The sequence below is a fragment of the Tichowtungia aerotolerans genome (genome assembly GCF_009905215.1).
In the GTDB taxonomy this organism is placed as follows: Bacteria; Verrucomicrobiota; Kiritimatiellia; order Kiritimatiellales; family Tichowtungiaceae; genus Tichowtungia; species Tichowtungia aerotolerans.
The window spans coordinates 3,776,165-3,797,022 of the sequence record NZ_CP047593.1; the positions used below are offsets into that span (position 1 = coordinate 3,776,165).

13 protein-coding genes are annotated in these 20,858 nt (G+C 51.5%); all 13 read right to left on the reverse strand.

Annotated elements, in window-relative coordinates:
• Positions 1–46: 46 nt before the first annotated feature.
• Positions 47–817, reverse strand: coding sequence for a glycerophosphodiester phosphodiesterase (locus GT409_RS15440; RefSeq protein WP_160629946.1), 771 nt, complete (start codon positions 815–817; stop codon positions 47–49).
• A gap of 81 nt (positions 818–898) precedes the next feature.
• Positions 899–2,134: an SGNH/GDSL hydrolase family protein gene (locus GT409_RS15445; RefSeq protein WP_160629947.1), complete on the reverse strand. Its 1,236-nt coding sequence runs from the start codon at positions 2,132–2,134 to the stop codon at positions 899–901.
• Positions 2,135–2,150: 16 nt separating this feature from the next.
• The gene (locus tag GT409_RS15450; protein ID WP_332882230.1) at positions 2,151–3,368 is read right to left on the reverse strand and encodes an SGNH/GDSL hydrolase family protein; all 1,218 of its coding nucleotides are present in this window, start codon (positions 3,366–3,368) and stop codon (positions 2,151–2,153) included.
• 149 nt (positions 3,369–3,517) lie between these two features.
• Positions 3,518–4,930, reverse strand: coding sequence for an MFS transporter (locus GT409_RS15455; RefSeq protein WP_160629949.1), 1,413 nt, complete (start codon positions 4,928–4,930; stop codon positions 3,518–3,520).
• The gene (locus tag GT409_RS15460; protein WP_160629950.1) at positions 4,917–6,311 is read right to left on the reverse strand and encodes a sulfatase-like hydrolase/transferase; all 1,395 of its coding nucleotides are present in this window, start codon (positions 6,309–6,311) and stop codon (positions 4,917–4,919) included. Before GT409_RS15460 ends, GT409_RS15455 begins: the two co-directional genes overlap by 14 nt.
• A 3-nt stretch (positions 6,312–6,314) precedes the next feature.
• Positions 6,315–9,596, reverse strand: coding sequence for a glycoside hydrolase family 99-like domain-containing protein (locus GT409_RS15465; RefSeq protein WP_160629951.1), 3,282 nt, complete (start codon positions 9,594–9,596; stop codon positions 6,315–6,317).
• Entirely contained in the window at positions 9,593–10,993 is a 1,401-nt protein-coding gene (locus tag GT409_RS15470) for a sulfatase family protein (protein ID WP_160629952.1), read from the reverse strand. The genes GT409_RS15465 and GT409_RS15470 overlap by 4 nt, the downstream gene beginning before the upstream one ends.
• Positions 10,980–13,418, reverse strand: coding sequence for an FAD-dependent oxidoreductase (locus GT409_RS15475; protein WP_160630143.1), 2,439 nt, complete (start codon positions 13,416–13,418; stop codon positions 10,980–10,982). The genes GT409_RS15470 and GT409_RS15475 overlap by 14 nt, the downstream gene beginning before the upstream one ends.
• A gap of 12 nt (positions 13,419–13,430) precedes the next feature.
• Positions 13,431–14,903: a sulfatase gene (locus GT409_RS15480; RefSeq protein WP_160629953.1), complete on the reverse strand. Its 1,473-nt coding sequence runs from the start codon at positions 14,901–14,903 to the stop codon at positions 13,431–13,433.
• Between the two features lie 11 nt (positions 14,904–14,914).
• Positions 14,915–16,540 carry a right-handed parallel beta-helix repeat-containing protein gene (locus GT409_RS15485; RefSeq protein ID WP_160629954.1) on the reverse strand — a complete coding sequence of 542 codons (1,626 nt, stop codon included), beginning with the start codon at positions 16,538–16,540 and terminating at the stop codon, positions 14,915–14,917.
• Entirely contained in the window at positions 16,521–17,714 is a 1,194-nt protein-coding gene (locus GT409_RS15490; protein ID WP_160629955.1) for a glycosyltransferase WbsX family protein, read from the reverse strand. The genes GT409_RS15485 and GT409_RS15490 overlap by 20 nt, the downstream gene beginning before the upstream one ends.
• Entirely contained in the window at positions 17,711–19,045 is a 1,335-nt protein-coding gene (locus GT409_RS15495; protein WP_160629956.1) for a sulfatase family protein, read from the reverse strand. Before GT409_RS15495 ends, GT409_RS15490 begins: the two co-directional genes overlap by 4 nt.
• Positions 19,046–19,138: 93 nt before the next feature.
• Complete coding sequence (locus tag GT409_RS15500) at positions 19,139–20,710, reverse strand: DNRLRE domain-containing protein (protein ID WP_160629957.1); 1,572 nt, start codon at positions 20,708–20,710, stop codon at positions 19,139–19,141.
• Positions 20,711–20,858 lie beyond the last annotated feature (148 nt).

Below are 20,858 nucleotides of genomic sequence, written 5' to 3' on the forward strand. Positions count from 1 at the left end.
ATGCAAAACCTGAAACCAATCGCGGACAGCCCTCATGACGATCGAATCATTCACTCTCGGCACGAACAGACAGTGCTAAATCAGGGCGATTGGTGGTCAGCACATCCACTCCCCAAACACGCAGCTGCCGCATCCGGCCTGGATCATCCACCGTCCATGTCCACACTGAAAACCCTCGCTCATGCAGTGCAGCAATCAAAGCTTCATCGAGCATTTGCTGATTCAGGTTCACTACAGTGGCATTACAGGCATGCGCTTTCGCGGCAATAAACTCCGCCTTTTGCTCAGCGGTCCCTTTCAGCTTCGTATTGCTGTACAACCAGGCGCATGACAAATTCGGCGCCTGACTGCGGACGTCGCGAATTACATTTTCGCTGAACGCAATAATTGCCACCTGATCCGACATGTCTTCAGCCTGAACAGCCTTCAGGACCTGATCAGTAATGCCGTCGGTTTTTATTTCAATAACCGCACGACAACCGCTGTCTTTCAGAAGTTGCAGCGCATCCCGCAGTTCAGGAATCCGTTCACCGCTGTAAGCCGGACTTTTCCAGCCTCCCGCATCCAGTTCCTGCAAAACATCAAAATTTGTTTCAACAATTTTTCCAAAACCGCTTGCTGTGCGCCCCAGCTTTTTATCGTGAAACAAAACAAGCTCGCCGCTTTTACAGCGATATACATCGAATTCACATCCATCCGCCCCGACCTGAATAGCCGCGCGAACTGAAGCCAGCGTATTTTCGGGAGCCACATAGGAAAATCCGCGATGCGCCACTACCGCACAGGCCGATGTCCCCTGTCCTCCTGTCGCAGACACGGAGCTCCCGGCAAAAAGAAAGGATCCGCCAATCAATCCCATTGCAATTGTTCCTGTATAAACACAACTTTCTTCTGAGAATCAGGTTTCATCACGGTCAATCGTCAACGCTCTCAACAGAATACGGGAGCCGGCAGATGGAAGAAGCCGCAATGTATATTCAGACAGCTCCAGATCTTTCGCCAGCGAACAGAAGCGTCCCCGGAATTGACCCGGCTCCTTGACTTTTGAGACATAGGTTCCGAGCACTTTGCCATCCAGAAAAACTTTACAGGTTCCTTTACTCTGACTGTCAAACCACAGCCCGACTGAGGTTCCATCGAAGGTGTATTCCAGCATGGCATCGTCCGCAACAGGAACCAGACAGGCGTGACCTTCCAAGATCGGACTTTCAACATCGGTCAGCATTTCGGTTTTCCAACCTTTGGAAAACTTCTGCAGCGTTTCCGGTAAAACGAGCTGCGGGGAAACCGGATACGGCTTCATAACGTCTTTCTTTTTCTCAAAAGAGAAGAGGCCGCTCTCAAAAATATCTGTCAACGCTGCTTCCACGGTTTCAGCATAAGCGCGATGTCCCTCCGGGGCAGGATGAACATAATTACCGCTCGTATCGGTTCCTCCGTAAAACGGATCCGCCCCTTCGGGCCGCATTTTTTCAAACGCTCTTTTAATGCTTACATATGGAACGTGCAAATACTCTGCAGCCAGCCGGGTCTGATCGTGTCCGCAATCCAATGCCTCAGACCATCCGGCATGTTCAGAATCAGCCCACACACGGTGCGTACTCAGCGGCATAAACACCGCGATATCCGGGTTCTGGTTCCTCAGGCGGGTTACAATGGAACTGCAGGTTCGGAGGATTGAATCGGAACCGTCCGGATTGTCCCGGGTTTTGAAGGATGCGTATGCATCGTTGACCGCGAACTCGACAAAGACAAGATCAGGATTCTTCGATAGCACATCCTGCTCCAGCCGATACGCGCCCAGCAGGCTCGGCGTTCCGCCGATTGCGGCATTCACCTGGCGAAACTGTCCCGGCGTTTGTTCATACCGATGGCGCAGCCACTCAAAGGTCAGCGTTCGCCAACTGTCCTTTTCCCGATCATAGGACGTAAAATCAAACGGCTTTCCTTGAGCATCCGTTCCGGAAAGCGGCCACGCCGTTGCGCCGCGTGTAATGGACCCGCCCAGATAAACAACCGTAACAGGCTCCCCACTTTCCGCTTTTTGCAGAAACTTCTGATACTGCGGAACGCTTTCACTCCATGTGCGGCTCAGAAAAAACAACAGAAACCCAAAAAAAACAATCGGCTTCATTATTTCACACTCTTTTCTATTTTACCGCTGTGCCGACAATCAGAATCTGGCCGGCATAGAAAGACTGTCCTTCCGGAAGATGTTTGACCGTCAAACAAACCGTATGCTCGCCGGGCGGCTGCGGCGGCAGATACCAGAATCGGGAAAACTGATACATTTTTTGCGTCTGACGGCGTTCCATGTTAACAATCTGCTTTCCGTCGATCACCGCCTCAACTTCTGCAACATCACCGTATGGAATATCACTGAACCCAACCGTCGTTCCGTTCCAATGCACCGTAATGGTTTCGCCGGGCCGCTCACACTTTACCGCATCGCGCAACATGGACTTAGTACGCCCAAAATCATCTCTGTAAACCGAATCGGACATAATATTCACGTCCGTCCAGCCGGAACTGAGCTGCGCCTGATGAATCGGGAGCAATTCAGCAGTCTCCCAGCAGTTTTCATACAATGGCTTACCGACTGCGTGGACCATTCCGTCAGCATCCTCCTGCATTTTAAGCATGGATCGGGCAACAACCTTACAGTAAAGATTGTGTCCTTCATCGAGTGGATGCGCACCGTCTTTCGTGAACAATATTTTCCCGGCCCCAGGCTCTTCACCCTTAAAAACCAGTTTCCCGGCTTGTTCGAGTTTCGCAATCTCGACCCCAAGATCAATGCTTGGAATTCCATACTGGTTGGCAACCCTCTCCAGAATTTCTCCAAACCCGGTGAGCCTGCCGTCCTGTACCGTTTTTAACCTCGGCAAATTAATCGTATAAACAAAACAAATGTCGATCTGAGGGTTGCTTCGCCAGATCTGTCGCACAACCCCTTCAGATGACTCCCGCTCAAATCCGCCGCCGCCGTTTACCCGACACTCCAGAAAAACCAGGTCGGGATTCTGCGAGAGCACATCTTCCTCCAGTCGACAGGCGGAGAAATCGGATCCCGTCCCCGAAACCGCCACATTGATTTCGACAAACTCAACCTGTGGATATTGCTGTCTGAACCACTCCATGGTTTTAGGCCGCCAACCGGAAGCCGCCGTAATGCTCCCGCCCAAATAAGCAATCCGAACAGGACTCCCCTGATTTATTTTTTGAAAAAAATTCGGCAGGCCGTCTCTTTTGCGGAATTCCTCAGCAACAGTCGGATCGTTATTCTCAGCTCCACATGCAAGTCCCTCCGCAAAAAAGAGGAAAACACATATTACGTTCTGTATTTTTATACTCCAAAATCTTTTCATATCACAATCCTTCGTCTGTTTTACGGGCAGCAAGTTTCACCTTCACTTCGTGCACGATCGTTATTCTCAGCTCCACATGTAAGTCCCTCCGCAAAAAAGAGGAAAACACATATTACATTCTGTATTTTATACCCCAAAGTCTTTTCTCATCACAATCCTTCGTCTGTTTTACGGGCAGCAAGTTTCACCTTCACTTCATGCACTGCGGACTCTGTCAGCGAATAAAAGCGCAGCAGAATCAGCGATATAAGAATCATCGCCGCCGGAATCGAAACGGCGAGAATGCGCATCCACTGTAGTGTGCTCTCGCTTTGATCAGCACCCAGCGCCGCATTAAAGCCGGTTGAGGAAATAACGTAACCGGAAATCAGAAGCGCAAGTGAAAGTCCCATCTTGCGAATCCAGCCGCCAACGGCATTAAAAGCACCCTCCATACGGCGACCGGTTTCCAATTCGCCGACATCACAAATATCGGCGATCATCGAGTTGGAAAGCGTCCAAAGCGCACAGAGACCTGACGACATCAGAAATGACGGGATAATAATCAGCCATGGATGCGCCGGGTTGTAGCAGACCCATTTCAGCAGCGCGGCAATCAGAGAAATTACCAGAAAGAATGAAAGCGCAAACCGTTTACCCTTGTGGCGGGCCAGGATGCTAACCGGAGCCACAAACAGGATCCCGCTCACCTGATAGGCCAAAGACGACCATCCGACCCAGACGGCGGCTGAGGCCCGTTCTCCGCCCCAGACATAGTAAATGTTCACGTATGGATCGAGGCCGTTGATCATGAACAGCCCTGCGCAGACCGTCAGCACAATCACGTTCAGCAGCACAAACGGACGGTTGGTCAGTGTAGCCTTCAGGCCGCCGGCCAGCTTCATCCGGGCCTGACTCTGGATCTTCACGTCGTAGCGCTCTTTTGCAAAGAAGACCGGAACCAGCCCGAAAAGGAGCATCACCAGCGCGGTTCCGCAGCCGACATAGCGCGCGCCCTCTACATTATCTGCGAAGAACGGCAGCTCCGTCAGAGCAAACAGCCACGCCGGCACAAATCCGCCAACCGACATGAAAAATGTGCGGTACGCCATCACGCGGGTGCGCTCGTTATAGTCTCCGGTCAGTTCACAGCCCATGGCCGTCCACGGAACAACCCAAATCGTATAGGCCGTGTAGTAGAGCAACGACATGACGAGGAAATACCAGAAGTACTGCATTTCACTCCAACCGCGCGGCAAAAACCACATGGCGGCAAAGATCAGAGCAGAAAGCAATGCTCCGGCAAAAACAAACGGACGGCGACGACCCCAGCGGGACCGGAAGTTGTCCGACCAGGACCCGACTACCGGATCGGTGAACGCATCCCAGATGCGTGGAAGCGACAGCAGCATGCCGACCAATTCCGGTCGCACTCCAAGCCCGATATTAAGCACATAGTTGGCCATCTGTCCGATGGAGTTGCCCATAATACATTCGGCCACGGCCCCAGTACCGAACCCTATTTTGTTTTTCAATGAGACCCGCTCTTCGGCCGGAGTCTCATGCTGTTTATTCTGATTCATCGTTTATCCTGTTTTCTTCAAGCACAGCCGGCTTGGTGTGACTGAAATAACGGTTCCACTGCCCCTTCTGGCCCGTTCCTTCGATATCCGGAACCGGATAGCGGTCCAGAACCTTTTGAAAACGCTTCCGCACTTCAGAAAGAAGTTCCGGGTCGGACTTCATCGTCATTTTCCGATATTCATTCAGACTTTCGTTACGGTTGTTTCCGCAATCATAGTAATTGCCCCGGGCATCGCGGAGGAACCGTTTATCACGAACCCATTGACCATCGTAAAACTGGCAAAAAATGGTCTCCCGTTCCTTAAATGGTTTTCCCAGCAGATACGGCGCAAAACTGTGCCCGTCCAATCCCGCTTTTGCCGGAATGGCTTTACCTCCCAGTTCCGCCAGCGTGGGGACGATGTCGGTAAAATCAACCAGCACATCCGATGGCGGACGCGGCTGAACTCGACCCGGCCCCCAGACAACAAATGGCACGCGCGGCCCGCGCTCGTCTTCAAATTTGCATTTGCCGTATGGAGAGGTTCCGTTGTCGCCGGTAAAGATCACAATGGTATCTTCAGAAAGTCCTGCCTCTTCAACGGCTGTCAGAATCCGGCCCAAAAGATGATCCAGATATTCGAGCGTTGACTTCAGACTGCCGGGCACACGCCCTCCGGTTTTGTTTCCGTTTTCGTCCAATTTCGGCACCGAGGTGTAGGCCCAGGTTTGATCATTAAAATCCTTATGCGGAAGAAAGGTCGGCCAATACACGAAAAACGGTTCATCCTTATGGCGTTGAATAAAATCGACAATTAAACCGGCGTGAATGTCCGGCCCGAAATCATTTTCACTCGTCGGGATTCCGGTTCCGTTGTGAATAATCCCCGGATGCCAAAACCACTGAATCTGATACATATGCCCCGGCCGATCCTGAGGCGGCCCATCGTGCCCGTCCCATATAAGATCAATTGCATACTCATCAAACCCAAATGATTTCGGGTCGGGCTGATAATCCCGGAAATGAAATTTTTCAAACCAGGCGGTTGTGTAGCCACGATGCTTCATTACTTTTCCAAGTATATTTTGCCGTTCTGAAAAATCCGGCCCGTGAACCTCGTTGCCATACCACTGGGTATGGCAGGCATATTGACCTGTATGCAGCACAGCCCGGGTCGGCGCGCACTGCGGAACCGCCCATGCGGTCTTAAACGCCACACCTTCGCGCGCCATTCGATCCATGTTCGGCGTATCAATTCCCTTCCCGCCATAAACCGAATATTCCTTCGCCGAAACATCATCGGCCATGATGAAAATGATATTGGGTTGTCGTCCTGCAAAAATGCACAACGGTAAACTCACGGAAAGCAGAATGGTCTTAAAAAACGTCATTGACTTCATCGGTCATTCCTCTCCCAACGACTGCGCGGGAACCACATTATAATCCAGAATAATTTCAGGACGAACAGCTTCCGTCGTATGATCTCCGGTAATCAGGTAGAAGCTTCGCGACGTGCCGGCATAATTCGTGCCTCCCCGAATCGTGATCCCATAATTCGGAACGGTACCGTTCACCCATCCTTCCACGAGATCTGCCGCGCCTTCTGATTGAAACTCCAGCCAGCCACCGGAAGAAACAGCATTGGTGCCGGTAAAATACGTGGGCGATGAAGAGAGTCCAAACCACGTCAGACTTTCCACCTCCTGTTCATCCACAGACGGGGCCGTGCTCCACATCACATTGGTTTCACTGAAATCGTCTGTATTACGAACCATCACCACATCACTAAAATTGGTCGGGAAAGACGGCCAACTCTTCAACGAGGTATAGAACCGTATCCGGACAGCAGTCACATCAATCATCTCACCAGCCTCCAGATTATTGGTCACTGCCGCAGTTTCGAACTTAAATAACGAATGATTCTGTGCCCAATCTGCTGCATTATCATTCCGCAGTCTCGCTGTTGTATCAGAGCCATAATTATCATCCTGAACATTTCCATTGATCCACGAATCATCCACACTCTCAAGAACGGCTTGCCAGCCGGTTGCCGATTTCTGTCCAAAAGCAATAAAACCGACGCTTTCCGAAGAGTGAACCTGTTCTGCGTCCATCATCACATCCTCTTCAATTTTAATAACCACCGAACGATCGTCGTAAGCCCGCCGATCGGAATCATTGATCCGCAGACTGCACGGTTCGGAATCATTAAACGTTTCAATCTGCGCCAGACAACCGCCATAACTTAATGTTTCACCATACCCCACCTCGGCAAAGGTGCTGTCGATCTCATCCCGAAACACATGAAAGCGGGTTCCGTGAAAATCAAAAACACCCTCTTCGGCAGCAATGTAATGAATGGTTTCGTCATTATGGGTTTCGTCCGTGTAGCCCTCGCCTTCCTGCACACACACCTTGAATCCCGATGCCGTAACATCTTTTACCCGCACCGAACAACGCTGATCATCCATACGGCCTCCCAACGAGCACACCACTACCGGAGCATTGGAATAAGCCTGCTGAAAATCAACCGTCTGCCAGTTCAGATTGACTGGACTGATCCGTCCCGCCTCCAGTTTATGTTCTCCAACGGAATACGCCCCGCTTTCTACGGCCAGAAACGCGCAGTTTTCGTGTTTGCGACGCACATGATCCGATCCATGAAACTCGGCGAGCTGTGTTTCAAATCCGCGGGCTGTAAAATTTTTCATGCGCATTACGCACGGATCGTCTTCAAAAAAGGTCGGCGGACTGACCACAACGACCGGGCTGCTGTAGTCCCGCATCAGCTCCACATCATACCAGCGGGCCCAGTCCGGCATTTCAATCACAAAAAAGCCCGGCTCCATTTTCGGCTCGTCCTGAAACAACCCGGCAGCATCATGAATCTGAAGCACGTTCAACACACGATATGACACAATGACATCATCAATCATACCATCAAAATGATGAGACACCCCAGGCCCGTATGTACCGAACACATCGCCGTCTGCCGTGGCGCCGACCGCTCCGGCATCCTGATGAAACCGCAACGATCCCGGAAGCGTGTCATCCACATAATCAACAAGCACGCCGTCAATATACAGGGAATAGCGATGAATCCCCCGGTTATCCGCACCACCGCCATAGGCGGTAAAAACATAGGCCACATGATGCCAGCTGCCGACGAAAGGAAACGACGCACTGACCGTCTGTCTTCCCCCGTTATACATGTACCGCGCTTCCAGCAAACCGTCATTAATCTGCATTCCAAACCCGAATGAACCGCTTTCATGGGTTCCGCCCTCATCAAAAAGGGTCTGCGTTCCCGAAACTGTATCGGCGTTAACCCACATCATCACCGTGCGCGTCCCGGCCGGCTCATGCATCCAGCCGGCCTCGGCCGGTTCAGCCAGACGGATGTATCCCGAACTTCCGTCCAGTTCAAGAGCGCCGCCGTCAACCCCTCCCGCAGAATGCCATGCGCAGCCGCCGGACAGCACGCCGTCATGCCTGAACATCGACGCATCGGCTGCGGAAGAACCGGCCGTTTCGTCCAACTTCAGATGCATTGCCCAATCGCGGTTACGCGCTTCATAAGCAGCAATCTGCTCATCCGTTGGAACATCATCTTCGAGAGAACCGCCATCGGTAAACGTTTCCCGAACGGCATTCAGAAAACCGAACCCGTGATGCGCCGTCGGCATCACCCAATGCCCTTCACCGTACTCGTTCCACGTTCCCATCAGTGCAAGTTTTCGGTTCAACGCGCCTTCAGGCTGGGAATCCATAAATGTTTTCACGTCCCCGGTCAGGTCCTTGTATTCATCCGGGTTGATATGAAGGATAAGACCATGCGTTTGCGGCAACCACGGTTCTTTAAACCACCCCATACTCATGGTGGGAATATCGGTCAGCCACTGGTTTTTCCCTTCGATCCTCATCATCTGCTGATCTTCAAACCATTCATACGCGTCCATGTAGTCATAGCCCGCAGCTGAAGCATAAGAAAACTGGGCATCAAACCCGCAATCAATAACCAATGAACAGACGGACTGCGCCGGGTTTTCATTGCGCGCAATAAACAGAATACCGCTGAAACCGTCCGCAACGGCTTGCGCACGCAACGCATCCAAACATTGCGCCACCGCTGTCGTGCTGCCCATGCGGTCAATCAGGTGCTGCCAGCCGATAATGCCGACCACGAGCTTGCCGTCGAACGTGAAATAACGCGGGTTGCTGAAATAATGCTCTTTCCAGTAACTGTAAAGGTTGGTCTGGATATCGGCAGCACTGCGCGCATCGCCCGATGTCCCGATCGTCCAGGCAATGGCATAACGGATATGGTTTTTAAGATCGGCCTTCTCAATGATTTCAATGGCGTTCAACCGGGGGTTATCCACAATCGGCTCATTTTCCGGCGTCCGGTTATACCAGCAGTGAAGAAACCACTTGATGCCGTAGTTGCGGGCCCAACGGATCTGCCAGTCCCAGACGTCCGGATTGTCCTGATCGTACCATCCGAGGTGCGGCTTGCGACTCAGGTAAGGTTTGATGGGGTCCCACCCAAGGTGTTCCCCCTGATTCCACAGGTCACAAAGAATCGCCCCGACCTCATAGGAACTCGCCGGAGGCTGCGGCACAGGAACCCCGTCATGAGGAGCTCCAAGCGTGAAAATAAGGCCGGCGCACAGGAGAGACATCATGGCCTGCTCTCCTTGTCATCACACAATTCTGGCAACCCGAAATGACGCTGGCTTTTATTCCATTCTGCCACCAACCCGTTTTGAGCCAGCAGCTCCGGCCATGGCAGCAATGCATCGTGCTTTGCAGAAAGCTCCACTGTCATTTGATGCAGTCTGTTTTCTAAGGTTTGGAAATCAGGACTGCCGGCCAGATTGTTTTTCTGCTCCGGGTCGGCAATGTTATCAAACAGCACCCACGGCGCACCGTCGGCATGGCAGGCATACGTGTGTGTTTTTGTGCGCACACCGCGCCACGCATCCGTGCCGCGCCAGATCGACTGATGACAGGGAACCAGATCGAAAATATAACAGGCGTCCTGCCCGACGGAGTTTGAATCGGAAAAAAGCGCGCTCAAATCATCGCCGTCCGACGCCGGCAGTTTCTGCTCTGCATGAGAGAGTAAGCTAGCCGGCAGATCGGCTAGGCCGATCAGTTCTTCACAGATTCCGGTTCTAACTCCCGGCCCCTGCATCAGCAACGGCACGCGGACCGACTCCTCGAACGGCAGTTGTTTGTTAGTCCAGCCCTGCGAGCCGAGCTGGTCGCCGTGGTCGCTGGTATACACAATAATCGTATTTTTAAGCTGACCGGTTTTTTCCAATGCCTGGACAATCCGCCCAAACTGATCGTCCAGCGCGGTAATGTGTGCGTAATAGCCATGCAGGTTTTTTTCAGCCTGTTCGCGATCCCAATAGCGGTCCATATCCAGACGATCTGTGATCTTTTCTGACACATTCCCGCGAAGACTCAGTTGCTTATCCGCATACAGGTCCAGATATTTCTGCGGCACATCAAAATATGGATCATGCGGCGGTCCCCAGGAAAGCCACAGGCCCCATGGAGCATCAGAAGAACGCTCCATAAAATCGATTGCCAGCGAGGTATAGGTTTCCGCATCGTATCCATCGATTTCGTGCCGGACATCCTGTTCATCATAATAGAAGGAGCTCATGTAACTGTGATCGCAGTTATTAACCTTCCACTCCTTGAATCCAAGACGATGTCCCTCCCGAACCGCCTGATTGCGCGGCACACCGCCAAGATGCCACTTGCCGATATAACCGGTGTGATATCCGGCGGAATTCAGCACATCAGCCACGCTCTCCACACCGGTGCGAATTGGCAGATCATTGGTAATCGCACCATGCTTCAGCGGATAGAGACCGGTCAGCAGAGACCCTCGCGCCGGCACGCAGACCGGCGCGTTGGAAATACACTGATTAAACTGAAGACCGTCGTGTGCGAAACGGTCAAAGTTCGGCGAAATCACGTCGGCACTCCCGTAGCAGCCCAGATCGCACCAGCGATGCTGATCGGAAAACACGAAAAGAATATTCGGCTGTTTACGCAGACTCATTATAGGCGCGTATTTCGTAGATTTTTGCGGTCGGAGCCCCGTAGGTCTGTTCGACAAGCACACGGATTTTTTTTGTTTCCAAACCTTGGAAACGGCAGATGACCCGGCGCTGATAGTTTTTCCGATCCGCAGCCACCGTATGCCATTCTGAACCATCAAAACAGGATACGGCATAGCTTTTCACCAATCCCTCGATTTCCGGTGTCGCCATCTTCATCCAGCGCTGGGACAACCCGGTATCGAAGGCCAGATAAACCGCATTGATTTTTTCCGGCTTCGGCAATTCGACTTCCACCCACTGGGGCCCCTCGGACAGCGGCCGGCTTTCCCAGCAGTTCGGTTTACCTTCGAACGGGCGGGCAATTCCGTTGTTTACATTTTCCGGCCCGGTTTCCGGCCTCATCGAGCCTGAAGCGTTTGCTGTAGCAACAAGGGCCCGATCTTCCGGATCTTCGTTCACCATCCCAATGATATACTGATCGTCTTTGAGCAACTGCTGCTGCAGTTCCTTGAGATGCCTCTTGTAAATTTCGCGCGGAGCGCAGTCGTGCTTTTTACACAACGCGGCCGCCGTTCCGGCGGCCTGCCCCATGGACGAGCAGGTCACTTCCACCCGAACGGCTCCCAGCGCGATGGCGCTGAAGCTTCCGTTGCGCCCTGCGAACAGGAGATTGTTTATATTCTTAGAATAAAGGCTTCGATACGGAATGTGATTGACCGGAACTCTCTTGTAGGCTGTAAAACGCTCATATCCCATTACGCCGTCTGGATGATGCACATCCAGCGTCCACCCCGCGTAGGCGACTCGATCCTCAAACAACTCCGCATTCTCTACTTCATTCTGATTCAGAATATGATCACCCACCAGGCGGCGCGTTTCGCGCATGCCGAGTTTGGTCGGAATATCCAGCAGTTCGAAATTTGCCGCCTTTTCTTTATCAGCCCAGTGGTTTTTGAAGAAACCCCAGATTCCGGCCACAATGCGGTACAAATAATCCCGGGCCTCTTCCTGTCCGTACAAATCGTCCACATCCCCCGGATATTCGAACCACGATGCACCGATATTGAACGCCGACTCCCCTTTTCGCTTATCCATAAACCGTTCCGGATTGGGAATTTTTACGCCCCATTTCGGCAGTGAAAACTCAACCGGTTTTTTCCGCTCAACCACATAATAAAAATACCCGTCTTTGGTTGCACCGTTGCTCAGTGTGCCGCTCATGGTTTTTTTATCGGCCTCTTCGGGAGCAAATGCTTCGTTGAACTCGCTTCGCGCTTCACGTCCGAAACGATAGTCCGCGCCCGCGTAATAACCGATCCACCCGTCGCCGGTGCAGTCAATAAATGTTTCGCCTCGGTAAACACTGCGCTCGCCGGTAAGTGTGTTATGGGATTCCACCGACCGGATTTTGTTTCCGGTCGTGGTGACCTTGTCTGCATTCTCGTTCAGAAACAGTGTAATGTTCGGCTCATTCGCAACCACAAACTCCATGGCATAGGACACTTTGCCGTGATCCTTTCGCGGCGAATGAATGCAGCCCTCACAGCGGATTTCTTCGATAATGCCGGTTTCACGATCAAAGGTTTCGTGCCGTGCCGCGCCGTTCGGAGGAACCATCAGCTCCAGGCTGGCATTGCCGCCCAGAACCGGACGGTCATGAATCAGCGCCACCCGGCAACCGTTGCGTGCGGCGGCGATCGCCGCCGGAACACCGGCAGGGCCTCCGCCGACAACAACCACGTCAAAATTTCCGCGATCCGCAGGCAGCAGGGAAATGCCGCTCAGCCGCGCGCGCTCCTGAAGCATTGCATCGCGATCCTGCGGCGGGCGATAGGTTTCGTCACGAGTCAGGATCAGTGAGCTGACCCGGCTGAGGTGGCCGGTCAAATCCTGAAGCCGCAGCTCCGTTTTGCCGCCCGAAAGTTCATACGCTCCGCCGGATTCCCACACCCACTGGTCCGACGCGGCCGCGCCGAATACATGGTCGGACTCTTTACCGTTCACCAGCACCTTGAACTGCCCGGGAGAATGCTCCGGCAACCAGTTGCGCGCACGAACCCATAAATGCCAACGGCCGCTTTCGGGAATGTTGACCGTCGTCACCGCATCGTCGACCGGCGGGCCAATGAAACGGTTGGCCAGCAGATAGCCGGACGCTGCGGCCAAATCGGTGAAAAATGTATCCAGCTCCCATCCGCCGTACGAATCGAACTGTCCGGCATCAATCCAAAGAAACCCGGGAACCGCTTCTTGAACGGGACGTTTCGGCGCCCGAAACGGCTTAAGGCGACGCATGGGGTTTTCGATTTCCTGAAGCGGGAGCCTGTTTAACTCGAAGCTGAACCCGTTGTTTGCAAATGAAACGGCAAGACCGGTCGCGCCGGCAACTTTCATAAAATCACGTCTGGATGGATTTATATTCATACTGTGCAATTCCTAATTATTTCTCAAAGCACCATAATTCACTGACTCATCTTCAACACACCGTCGAGGATCGTCATCCTGCTTTCGTTCCCATGAATCAAAAGGAGCATTGAACGATCCCTTCCGCCAGAAAACATCCGGATTGTATTCGGGGTTGGACGTCGGCATCTGGGCGCCGATTGCCGCCAAATGCTCATGAAGCCATGCCTGCAACTGCTGAGCCCGCTCCGGCATTGCGGATGCAAGATTTTCGGCCTCTTCCGGATCATCTTTCAAATTGAACAGCTCAACTTTGCCGTCTTCGTAATGCTCAACCAGCTTCCAGTTGTTGCAGCGAATTGCGCCGTGCGGCGGCAGAGTCTGATAATGAGGATAGTGCCAGTACAAAGCATTCCGTTTTAAGGTTCCGGAGCCGGATAACAATGGTTCAAGGCAAAGTCCGTCCAGATGCTGTTTTGGCAGTAATGGCAGGCCGACCATCTGCAGAAAAGTCGGATAGAGGTCGGTGCTGATGACCGGGACATCACATTCCGAGCCGACCGAAGTAACGCCGGGCCACCTGACAATCAGCGGCACGCGAATGCCGCCTTCGTACATCTGAGATTTTCCGCCGCGGTGCGGCAGATTGCAGGTGGCGGTTATTGTTTTTTTCTGATCCTTGTCATAGACATTCATCAGGCCGCCGTTGTCCGAGAAAAAGACCACAGCAGTATTTTCGTCAAGATTCAGCTCTTTGAGTTTTGAAAGGACGCGTCCGACACTCCAGTCCATGCGCTCAACCATCGCGGCGTAAACCGGATTGTTCTGTCCCGAAGAGCCCGAGGTTTTTTTCCGATATTTGTCGATCAGATCTTCATTTTCATACAGCGGCACATGAACGGTTCCGTGCGATAAAGTCAGAAGAAACGGTCGATCTTTATTTTTCTCAATAAAGCGTTCGGCCGCTTCCGTATATTTGTGAACAAACCACGGGTCGTCTCCGGCCTTGCTGTGATCTTTCATCCAAGGCGTTACGGTTTCAAACCCGTGGTTTTCCGGGCCAAAAACCGGCGACACATGCCATTTTCCGATATGGCAGGTTGAAAACCCCGCATCTCGCAACGCTTCGGCATAGGTGGTTTCGGTCAGACGCAGATATTTGATCCAGTCCTGCGGAGCTTTAAGTTTGGCATTCGGACATTCCTGCCCCGGAATGTAGGCGGTCAGATGCAGACGGGCCGGGTAACGGCCGGTCAGAATGCTGGCGCGGGTCGGCGAACAGACTGCATGCGCGGCATACGCTTCAGTAAATCGCATGCCTTCTGCCGCCAACCGGTCGCAGTTCGGAGTTTCATAATAATCACTTCCATAACACCCCAGGTCTCTGATTCCCAAATCATCGACCAGAATAAAAACGATGTTACGTACGGCCGGACCACCGTCAGAAAGCTGGGCGCAACCGGCCAACAAACCAAAGACTGCTGTAAATACATTCCGCTGCTTCATTCTGAATCCTTTCATTCGGCAGCCGAAATCTCTTCGTTGTTCTTCAATTCAAGTCCTTCAGTATACTCCATGCGGATTGCCGGGAACTGATATCCGTAAAACCGGTTATTTTCGATTGAGATATTGCGGACCGGATTGCCGTCAACCTGCACTCCGGCACGGGTATGAATCCGGGACTGAATGGCAGGCTGCCGGGATGCCGACTTTGCAAAAAACCGGTTGTTCCGGATGACAACATCATGCGCAATCGGCCCTTCTGCCCAGCGACTGGTCTCATAATTCATGACGATGCCCCAACCTTCGCGAACCCTGAAGGTATTGTTTTCAATCAGCCCGCCATGCGCACTCACCAGAATGCCGCGGCCGCGATAATCCCTAAACTCGCAGTTGCGGATCATAAACTGGTCGGCAGACTCAGAAAGATTATAAAAATTCACAGCCACAATCGGATCCCCGTGTTCATTCACCCCGGCGGCACCTTCGGTGTTGAACGGTGCGAACTCTCGATCCATCGACAGCAGCCAATTGCGCCCCCGATCTTCGACCTTTTGAATCGCAGCCGTTCCGATGATGCCGGCAGACGCAGAATCCACCGCCACCACCCGGTCCCCGGGGCGCACACTGTAGGTATGTTTTTTGACCAGCACCTGATTCGATGCGGGCTGAGACTGAACCGACATGGCGGAACTGTGTACATTGATTCCATCATCGGCCATTCCTTCAAACGTGCACCCGTCAATCAGGACATGTCCACGTGAACCACGCATGTGAATCCCGTCGGCATCGGTCGAAAAAATCCGGTCCTCTTTGACTTTCACATGACAGTTGCGAATCGTGTGATGGCTGGTTTGATGAGGATAAAAAGCCAGACCCGGTGATGCATAAATGGTGATATTCTCCCACAGGACTTCATCGCATTTTTTTGCAGCCACAGCCTGCGCATAGTTGCGGGCCATATGAATATAACGCTCTCCGAACTTCAGGCCAGCGCGCTCCAAGGAAGCATCATAGCGGCTTTCCTTCGCATAGAACCTCCAGATTCGATCTCCCGTTCGCTCCCATTTTTCTGAAAAAAGAGCACCCGGCCCGTATTGCCGCCCACCGTCTGCTGCATCACGGATCGCCAATCCCCACTTGGCCATGGCCCGATCGAAACAGGGATGATCGGGTTCGAGAAAACCCTCATCAACTTTCAGATCAAACCAGTTTTCAGACAGACTCACAGCATGAATCCGGCCTTGAGCATATGGCAGCGGGTCGTAATCGATTTTAAAATTTTTAATTTCGATGTTTTGGCAATCCTCTGTGCAGATTGCTCCAATTTCCGGATGGGTAATCAGCAGCGTCGCGCCCTGCCCGTTCAAAACCAAATTGGTTGCATTACGAATATGAACGGCATATTTGGACTGCATCCCCTCTCCATCCGGCAAGCCCATACGATAAACCGTACCCGGCTCAAACAGAATTTCGGCTGTACCACCGAAAGTCTGAGCTGCAGCAAGAGCTGATGTCACCGCGACCGCCGGGTCCGATCCGAAATCCTGTACATAAAACTGTTCCGAAGGAATCGGCTCTGCTGCGACAGCCTGCAAACAACTGGCCGCCAGCGCAAGCCCGCTAAACCAAAACCGCTTCATTGAAAACCCTTTTTTCTGTTGCCCCGAATACATCCCGAATCGCTTCGAGGTAACCATAGCCGTTTTTTTCATCCGGCTCAATATAACTGCCTTCGGTCCATTCATTCCATGCATTGATACTGATAAACGGATTCGGTAAATCCATCTGTTCCATCTGGGTACGAATTTTCTGTGCAGCCTTTTTAAATGCCTCCGGGCTGTTCCCGGTTACAACCGGCGTAAACGGATATCCGCGATGCAAATAACGGTCTGACTGCACGGTACGCGGACTGGGATCCCACCCCATGGTCAGGTTTGGATAGTATGGAACCGGGCAACTCTGCTTCGCCTTGTCCCAATACTCAAAATACTGCTTCTCAATCACCGAGTAATCATTGACCGGAAAGTCCGGCAGATTGGCATGGTGAATCCAGACATACGAATTCACACTGTCGAATCCCAGCGCCTGAATCAGGTCATAAGGATCTGAAGCAGATGTTTCTCCCGGAAGAATCGGATTGTTCCAGACAATCGCATTTAAATGAAGATCCGGAAACCCGGCATCTTTGACCGCAATTCTAAAGCGATCCAGGCACCGTCTGGTTTCTCCAACACTGCCGAAGCCAGCCATCAGTTTTGTTAACTCATAAATTGAAAAATACGGGCAGCCATCCATCAGCCAGTAGGACGGGTGCTTAAAATAGGTCTCAATGCAATGCTCAATGATTCGATCGAATGTCTCCGGTGTTACCGCCCCCGGATAAAGAAGTTTGGCAGAACTCTCCACATCGGCGGTTTCTATTTTGGCCGGATGAATATCAATCCAGTCATGGTTGGCCCACATGATTGCAAACTTCATGCGATCATTATTGGAGGCGTTCAGGAACCCATCCTCTAAAGCGCGCTGAAGAAACGGTCCGTCGTTATACCAGTACCAATCAAAAATAAATGTATTCACACCATAATCAGCGGCCGCATCAATACGCAAAGCCATAGACTCCGGGTTTGCTTCATCGTCAAAGCCCCACAGCGGGACCTTGGGCTGCTCATGTCCGGGAAACCGCGGCTCGGCACGTTTAACCAAATCCCACTCGCTCCAGCCGGGACCATGCAGTGTTTCATTCCGGGCATCCCGGTGATAATTCGGAAAATAATATACAGCTACATCCATACCAACCAACTCTTCTGAATTCATTCTTTCCAATCCCACGATACTGGCTCCGTGGTTTCGTTCCATTGTTTCCATTTGCCATGCAACTGATCCACCAGTTCAGGATATTGCATCGCCAGATTTTCAGATTCCGATGGATCTCGAGACAGGTTATAGAGCAGTCGTTCTCCCTCTTTGCGCCCCATCAGCATCCAGTCTCCATGACGAACTCCCCATGAATCATTCCATGCAAACTGTTTATAAAACAAAAACTCATGCGGTGCTCCGGAAGCCTCGGAAGTCAAAAAAGGAATCAGGTTAACACCGTCTAAAGAGGAAACATCAGGATTCTGCCCAGCCAAGACAACTATCGTTGCTGCCACATCCAACGTGCTGACCGGATCCTCGTATATTTTCCCGACCGGTAGTTTTTCGGGCCACTGGACCAGGTACGGGGTCCGGATTCCGCCTTCCCAAAGACTTCCTTTATAGCCCTTGAACGGAGCGTTGCTGCCGCCATCATGACTGCTTGCGCCGTTGTCACTGATGAAAAACAGCAGCGTATTTCCCCAAACCCCTTGCTCTTTCAGCTCATCCAATATCCGACCTACCGCATCATCCAGAGCAACAACAAGCGCTGCATATTCACGGCGTTTTTTATCTTTGATATGCGCCACCCGGCTAACATGCCGTTCCCGATATAAAATCGGCACATGCGGAGCTGTAAATGGAGCATACAGAAAGAACGGTTTGTTTTTATTGCGTTGAATAAAACCTGTGCACTCTCTCGCAAACGCTTCTGTTATATAATCAGAATCTTTCTCTATAAAAATCTCATCATTGCGGTGAATATCGGTCGGATCGCCCAGCCCCAGATATTTTGAGGCCCAGTCAAATGGAGGAAAATACCAGCTGGTTCCGTTCAATACTCCGTAAAAGTAATCCACATCCCGTTCCCATGGACAATATCCCTCACCGCGTCCCATGTGCCATTTCCCGACAACACCTGTCCGATATCCAGCCTTTTTCAGGCGGCTGAAAATCATTACCTCACTCAAGGGTGTTCCGAATTCAAAAGATCTTTTGATGGGGAAATTAAACTCAAAGCCGAATTTCTGCTGATATCGACCGGTCAGAAGACCGGCTCGACTGGGTCCACACTGGAGCGCTGTTACATATCCCTGCTTGCAAAGAACTCCGTTATCGGCAATTGAATCAATATACGGTGTTGGAATAGTTGAGCCCCCGTAAGCCCCAACATCTCCAATCCCCAAATCGTCTGCATAAATCAGCACAACGTTCGGTCGACCGGCTGCGAAGCCCAATGGGTTGCAAAGCACGACTCCCGCAAGCACAACCAACAAACTGTTATTCATGATTCCAAACATTGGAACGTTCCCTACCCTCGACGACCACCATCTTTTATTCCAAAAATTTTAAAAGAAAATGGTGGTCGTCTGAGTCTTTGCTTATTGAATCCCAAAGAATCCAGTGGAATTGGTCAATTCTACATAAACAGTATAACTTCCATCTTCAACCGCACAATGACTCAAGTTGGTTTCAACAAATGGGCCGACAGCCTGGTCGGAGTGACCCACCTGCACCCACGACTCCTCGCTAAGGCTTGCTCTGCCAACCACCTTCTGTTTGGAAAGCAAAAATGAATCCGTATCAACCAGCAGCTTTAATACATTTCCGGAAACGATGTTCGCAGAAACAATCTGCGATGATCCGGGGGGGGGCGCATCCGGAATCACAGTATAGTTAATAATAATTTCCGGATGAAGCCACTCCGTCTCATTCTCCTTCGATGCAATTGAGAAAATCCGTTGCGAATCAAGATAATCGGTTCCCTGCAGCGAAACCCCGTAATTATCAGTCTCCCCGTTGAGCCAGTTTTCAACCATGCTTGCGACATTGCTTCCGGTATATTTAAGCCATCCACCGGATGAAATGGCGTTGGTTCCGGCAAAGTAAACTTCGCTCCCGGCATCGCCGAAATAATCCAGCGTCGCCACCGCAGCAGGGTCAAAGGGTGGAGCATTGGTCCACACCACGGTAGATTCATCCCAGCCCCCTGTGTTACGATACATGGCGACCGGCGTAAAATTGGTGGAACCCGGCCAGTTGTTCAGCTCTGCATAAAACCGCATTTCAGCCGAATTAACCTGCACGGTATCGCCAGGCTGCAGGACACCGGTAATCGACGACAGATCAAACTTCGCCACGCTGTAGTTCATCCCCCAACTGTCATTCTGATGGCGAATCACCATTCGAATATCGGTTCCATTGTTGACCCCTTGCGATGACCCACTTCCGTTCACCCACGAATCATCAGAAGTCCCGACTTTTGCATACCCATTATCTTCAACAATCGTGTAATTGACAATAATAGCCGGATGAATGGCCGGATTCACATGCTCCTTGGTTTGTGGAGCAAACATCCGATCGGAATCCACCAAATCAGTGGCTTTAATTGATACACCGTAATTTTCAATGGTTCCGTTCAACCATCCCTCAACCAGCTCCGCAACATTTGCATCGGTGTATTCAAGCCACGCTGCGGTATCCACCGTATTCGTTCCGGTAAAATACACCTGATTAACCTCAGGCAGCCCAAAATACTCAAGCGTCTGAACAGCGGAGGAATCCATCGTAGGAGCATTCGTCCACACCACCGTGGATTCATTCCAATCTTCTAAATTTTTAAAAATAGCAATCGGAGAAAAATTGGTCGGCCCCGACCAGTTTATGAAACTTGTGAAGAATCTTATTCTTGCCGAAGTAACCTGAACGGACTGTCCGGGTGCCAACATTGATGTGAGGGATGACAAATCAAACTTCACGACCCCGTAATTATTGCCCCAGGAGTCATTCTGATGCCTGATCCGGATACTTGTCACAGTTCCGTAATTATCTCCCTGCTGGGATGTATTTCCATTTACCCATGAATCATCTGACGAACTGAATGTAATCTGGTCAGCAATGACTCCTGCAGCAATCAGACATATTGCTGCTGTAATCCATATATACTTTTTCATCGTACCTCCTCTATTACTTCGTATCAGAACAGTTTATGACAGAAACAAATAAACACGCTTCCGTTAGCACAAAACCAGAATGTCAAATCCGACAGCATCCCGCCTTCACGCAACTGACAAATAACAGCACAAAACTGACACACCCGAA

Bases quoted from the DNA above. Each gene is read 5' to 3' on its own strand.
- GT409_RS15445 (WP_160629947.1), bottom strand. From the start codon at position 2,134: ATGAAGCCGATTGTTTTTTTTGGGTTTCTGTTGTTTTTTCTGAGCCGC.
- GT409_RS15450 (WP_332882230.1), bottom strand. From the start codon at position 3,368: ATGAAAAGATTTTGGAGTATAAAAATACAGAACGTAATATGTGTTTTC.
- GT409_RS15455 (WP_160629949.1), bottom strand. From the start codon at position 4,930: ATGAATCAGAATAAACAGCATGAGACTCCGGCCGAAGAGCGGGTCTCA.
- GT409_RS15460 (WP_160629950.1), bottom strand. From the start codon at position 6,311: ATGAAGTCAATGACGTTTTTTAAGACCATTCTGCTTTCCGTGAGTTTA.
- GT409_RS15465 (WP_160629951.1), bottom strand. From the start codon at position 9,596: ATGATGTCTCTCCTGTGCGCCGGCCTTATTTTCACGCTTGGAGCTCCT.
- GT409_RS15470 (WP_160629952.1), bottom strand. From the start codon at position 10,993: ATGAGTCTGCGTAAACAGCCGAATATTCTTTTCGTGTTTTCCGATCAG.
- GT409_RS15475 (WP_160630143.1), bottom strand. From the start codon at position 13,418: ATGAATATAAATCCATCCAGACGTGATTTTATGAAAGTTGCCGGCGCG.
- GT409_RS15480 (WP_160629953.1), bottom strand. From the start codon at position 14,903: ATGAAGCAGCGGAATGTATTTACAGCAGTCTTTGGTTTGTTGGCCGGT.
- GT409_RS15485 (WP_160629954.1), bottom strand. From the start codon at position 16,540: ATGAAGCGGTTTTGGTTTAGCGGGCTTGCGCTGGCGGCCAGTTGTTTG.
- GT409_RS15490 (WP_160629955.1), bottom strand. From the start codon at position 17,714: ATGAATTCAGAAGAGTTGGTTGGTATGGATGTAGCTGTATATTATTTT.
- GT409_RS15495 (WP_160629956.1), bottom strand. From the start codon at position 19,045: ATGAATAACAGTTTGTTGGTTGTGCTTGCGGGAGTCGTGCTTTGCAAC.
- GT409_RS15500 (WP_160629957.1), bottom strand. From the start codon at position 20,710: ATGAAAAAGTATATATGGATTACAGCAGCAATATGTCTGATTGCTGCA.